This is a genomic window from Saccharomonospora halophila 8 (assembly GCF_000383775.1).
In the GTDB taxonomy this organism is placed as follows: domain Bacteria; phylum Actinomycetota; class Actinomycetes; order Mycobacteriales; family Pseudonocardiaceae; genus Saccharomonospora; species Saccharomonospora halophila.
The window spans coordinates 1-4,367 of sequence record NZ_KB912491.1 but is presented as its reverse complement, the minus strand read 5'-3'; the positions used below and the strand labels follow the sequence as shown (position 1 = coordinate 4,367).

The window sequence follows — 4,367 nt, the reverse complement described above, 5'->3', positions numbered from 1 at the left end:
GCAGCCGGGTCAGGCCGTCGGGGGCACGCCCGAACAGGGCGGTCGTCGAGGCGACCCAGTCCTCGGGCGAGTGCGCACGTTCCGGCGCCGCCTCCGGGTGCTCCGCGCGGTCCGTGGCCTGCGTGCCGCGCAGTGCCGTGATCGCCGCACCGCCGCGGTAGAAGTGGGCCGGACGGTTCGCGGGCAGCCGCAGGGGTTCCCGCGGTGCCCCGGACAAGATCGTCACGGCCGCAATCTAGCAGTGCGAACACCCGGTCCGCGCCGTGCGCGTGGGGGAGGTGCGGGGGTCCCGCACCGCGCCCGGGCGGACGGGCCGCCCGGGACGGGATACCCGCACCCGGTGCGCCGGTGACCCGCATCACGCAGCACACTGGCATCGCGGCGTCCGACAGCGTTGTTGACGTCCATGTCAGAGGTGACGTGACTGTCGGTGCGCGATCGCCGGGTTCGCGGCGGTCGGCTGATCAGGGAGGATTCTCGTGTCGAACAAGGCTGCTGTCTTGTTCCGTGTCGTCGCCGTCGCGGAGGCCTTCTCGTGGGCGGGCCTGCTCGTCGGCATGTTTCTCAAGTACGTCGTCGAGCTCGGCGAGGGCGGTGTCCCGGTGCTGGGCATGGTGCACGGCGTGCTGTTCGTCCTCTACCTCGCCACCACGCTGCTCGTCGCGCGTCCGCTCGGCTGGCGTGCCGGGACCGTGGTCACCGCGTTGCTGGCGAGCATCCCGCCCCTGGCAACCTGGGTGTTCGAGAAGTGGGCCCTGCGCAGGGGCAAGCTGGACGGGCCCGAACGGCTCGCCCACGGTGGCACGGCGCTGTTCCTGGACCGCGACCGCGTGGGCACCGCGCGCGCCTGAGCACCGGCATGGGCCGCGCCGGATCGCGGCGCCCGCGCGGGACCGTCATCCCTCGCCGGCGTCGTCGGTGAAGTCCCCCGCGGACTTGCGCACCCGGGTGAGCAGGTCGGTCAGCTGTTCGGTCTGCCGCGTGGTCAGGCCGGTGAGGCCGAAATCGATGGCGTTGACGGCCCGGGTGGCCCGCTCCTTCCGGGCCCGGCCCTCCTCGGTGATCTCCACGAGGGTCGTGCGCCGGTCCGTCGGGTGCGGGAGGCGTTTGACCAGGCCGTCCTTCTCCAGTCGGTCGACGATGTTGGTCACGCTGGTGGGGTGCAACTGCAGCCGCTCGCCCATCACCCGCATCGGCAGGCTCGACGACCGTGCGAAGGTCAGCAGCACCAGGGCCTCGAACCGGGCGAAGGTGAGCCCGTGCGGCTTGAGCGCCGTGTCGACGGCCGACTGGACGATCTGCTGCACCCGCATCAGACCGGTGACGGCGGCCATGGTGGTGGAGGGGCCGATGCGGTCCTCCCACAGCTGCGCCGCGCGCGCGATCGGGTCGAACGGCAACGGACGGTTCATGGGCCTCGAAGTTAGCAGCGGGACCGGGCACGCTGGGGACGGGTACGCCGAGCCCGCCCGACGGGCGGGGCCGAGGAGGAACACATGATCGTGGCGTTCAGCGTGAGCCCGTCCGGCCCGGACACCGGCGACGGGGTCAGCGAGGCGGTGAGCCGTGCCGTGCGGGTCGTGCGGGAGTCCGGCCTGCCGAACGAGACGAACGCGATGTTCACCAACATCGAGGGCGAATGGGACGAGGTCATGGACGTCGTCCGGCGGGCGGTCGAGGCGGCGGGCGACGGTGCCTCCCGGGTGAGCCTGGTCCTCAAGGCCGACATCCGGCCCGGCCACACCGGGCAGCTGGACGCCAAGGTCGAGCGCGTCGAGGGGCGACTGTCCGCCGACTGACCGTGGTGCGGCGCGCCGGGGCGGCACGGTCGCCGACGGCGCCGACCAGCCCTGAACGGTGTGACCGTCCGTGCCAGGATGGAAGGCGTGACACAGCCACGCGGATCAGCAAGCAACGCACAGGCCGCGTCCGCCGCGCTCTCCGGGGCGGTCGACCTCTCCGGGCTCAAGCAGCGCGCCGACGCGGCCCGACAGTCGAACCAGGGCGGCCCGCAACGTGGGCAGGCAGGGGCCACCTCCGGCGGGGCAGGCGGCGCCGGTGCCGTCATCGACGTGACCGAGTCCACCTTCCAGTCCGAGGTGATCGACCGGTCGATGCGGCAGCTCGTCGTCGTCGACCTGTGGGCCGATTGGTCCGGTCCGTCCACGCAGCTCAGCCCCCTGTTGGAGAAGCTGGCGGCGGAGAGCGGCGGGGCCTGGACCCTTGCGAAGATCGACGTCGAGGCCAATCCCCGGATCTCGCAGGCGTTCGGCGTCCAGTCGATCCCCACGGTGGTCGCGATCGCGGCCGGGCAGCCGGTCGACGCCTTCTCCGGCGCGCTGCCGGAGTCCCAGATCCGGCAGTGGGTCGATCAGCTGCTCGACGCGCTGCGGGACCGACTGCCGGGTGCCGCCGGGGCGGCCGACGGGCAGGCGGCGGAGGAGCCCGCCGAACAGGAGCAGGACCCGCGGTTCACCGAGGCGGAGGCGGCGATCGAGCGCGGTGACTATGCCGGTGCGCAGGCCGCCTACCAGCGCATCCTGGACAGCGAGCCGGGCAACGAGCAGGCCGCCGCCGCACTCGCCCAGGTCCGGTTCGCCGAGCGGGCGAGCGCGACCGATTCGTCCGCGGTCGAGCGCGCGGACGCGAATCCCGACGACCTGCAGGCCCAGCTCGCCGCGGCCGACCACGAGGTCGCCTCCGGTTCCGTCGAGGACGGCTTCGGTCGGCTGACCGCGACCGCGCGCCGGGTCTTCGGTGACGACCGGGATCGCGTCCGCGAGCACCTCGTCGGCCTGTTCGACCTGTTCGACCCCGCCGACCAACGGGTCGCCAAGGCACGGAGGGACCTCGCCAGCGCACTGTTCTGAGCGCCTGCCGTAGCCCCGCGCCCGTTCCGGGCACGGGCGCGGGGCTCCCGGGCGCGGGGCTCCCGGACCGGGGTCACGGGTAGGTGTTCGTGCAGCCGGAGGAGCCCTCGTAGTAGCCCAGGCGCAGCGCCTCCACCCGGGCGAAGCCGTTGGCCACCCGGAGACCGTCGGCGTCGGCGGCGATGAGACTGCGCGGCTGCAGCAGCTCGGCGATCGCCTCGTCGAGGTCGCCGGGGGAAGGACGCAGCAGCGCCCCCTCCACGTCGATCGCGTTGGTCCAGGCACCGACCAGGCACGCCGTCCGCAGCCCCGCCTCGGCGCTCGTCACGTCCGCCCCGGCCCCGAGCTGCACCCCCTGCACATAACGCGACACGATCTCGGCGAAGGCGGCGAAGTCCCCCATCCCGCCGGCACTCTCCGTGCCGCGGAACTCGGCCTCCCGGTCGATCGGCTGTCCCAGTTCGGCCAGGGTCGCCAGGTCGATGGCGACGGTGTTGTTCTCCCGGCAGTAGGAGGCGGGCGGGGTGCCGGTCCCGTCGGGGCAGCTCCCGCCCGTCTCGACGATGCGGGGCGGGTCCACCTCCGCGGCGGCGAAGGAGTCGTCCAGGCTGCGCTGGAGCATGCCCACGGTCTCGGCCGAGATCCGCAGGTCGCCCCCGCCGGCGTCCTCCGGGGCGAACGGCCGCTCGGTGATCCTCGCCTCGACGTCGGCCCGGTCGAGGTCCGCGCACCGGGCCGAGCCGGAGGAGAACCCGAGTTGGAAGGCGTAGGTCCGGTCGAACGCCGTGCCGTGCGCGCCGCCCGCCCCGGGGTCGTCCCGGATGAAGAACAGCGAGGACAACACCTGGTTCAGGCCCTCGGAGGTGGAGACCCGGAAACGGGCGCTGGACCCCTCGGCCATCCACCGGAAATAGGCACCGGTGAAACAGTCCGCCTGCTGTTCCTTGACGATCGTCGGGGTGGTCTCGTCGATGCCCGCCCGGTCGCCGAGCCGGTACTGGACCGCGTGCCCGAACTCGTGCGCGAGGACGGTCACCACCGCCATCGGGCCGAAGCGTTCCCGCAGGAGCGGGAGCAGCAGGCCCCGGTCCCAGGCCACCAGGTCCTCGCTCGGGCAGTAGAGCGCGTTCATCGCCGCGTCGGTGGTGTCCGCGCCGCAGATCTCGAAGACGGTGCCCTCGGGATCGTAGGACAGCAGTCGCCCGACCGGCTCGAACCTGCTTCCGAACCGGTCGGGGAACCGCTCCGTCCAGAAGGCGCTGACGTCGGCGATCGCGGCGACGGCGAGCCGGTCCTCCGCGGAGTCGGAGAGGTTCTCGACGGTCAACTCGGGCGGAGGCGCGTCCGGGCGCAGTCCGCTCTCGAAATGCGTGACCGGGAGTCCGGCGATGTCGCCGACGCTGTGTGCCTGCCCGCGGACCTCCGTGCCGCAGGCCGTGGCCACAAGCGCGCACGCGACCGCGCCGGCGACGAGTCCGCGGTTCCGGCGGCGTGTCC

At 73.1% G+C, this 4,367-nt stretch carries 5 protein-coding genes and 1 pseudogene; 3 read left to right on the top strand and 3 right to left on the bottom strand.

What is annotated here, in order from left to right:
- A pseudogene (locus SACHA_RS24880) lies at window positions 1–226 on the bottom strand (hypothetical protein); the annotation flags it as partial.
- A 253-nt stretch (window positions 227–479) separates the two neighbouring features.
- Between SACHA_RS24880 and SACHA_RS0103750 the strand changes: the two are divergent.
- Window positions 480–851, top strand: coding sequence for a DUF3817 domain-containing protein (locus SACHA_RS0103750; RefSeq protein ID WP_019807329.1), 372 nt, complete (start codon window positions 480–482; stop codon window positions 849–851).
- A gap of 45 nt (window positions 852–896) precedes the next feature.
- Here SACHA_RS0103750 and SACHA_RS0103745 read toward each other — a convergent pair whose 3' ends face one another.
- Window positions 897–1,412, bottom strand: coding sequence for a MarR family winged helix-turn-helix transcriptional regulator (locus tag SACHA_RS0103745; RefSeq protein WP_019807327.1), 516 nt, complete (start codon window positions 1,410–1,412; stop codon window positions 897–899).
- Window positions 1,413–1,496: 84 nt separating this feature from the next.
- Here SACHA_RS0103745 and SACHA_RS0103740 point away from each other — a divergent pair, with 84 nt between their 5' ends.
- Both SACHA_RS0103740 and SACHA_RS0103735 read left to right on the top strand, forming a co-directional pair.
- The gene (locus SACHA_RS0103740) at window positions 1,497–1,799 is read left to right on the top strand and encodes a thiamine-binding protein (RefSeq protein ID WP_019807325.1); all 303 of its coding nucleotides are present in this window, start codon (window positions 1,497–1,499) and stop codon (window positions 1,797–1,799) included.
- A gap of 78 nt (window positions 1,800–1,877) precedes the next feature.
- The gene (locus SACHA_RS0103735) at window positions 1,878–2,870 is read left to right on the top strand and encodes a tetratricopeptide repeat protein (protein WP_019807323.1); all 993 of its coding nucleotides are present in this window, start codon (window positions 1,878–1,880) and stop codon (window positions 2,868–2,870) included.
- Window positions 2,871–2,943: 73 nt separating this feature from the next.
- Here the strand turns inward: SACHA_RS0103735 and SACHA_RS0103730 are convergent.
- The coding region (locus SACHA_RS0103730) for a neutral zinc metallopeptidase (protein WP_019807321.1) at window positions 2,944–4,367 on the bottom strand (1,424 nt) is incomplete at its 5' end.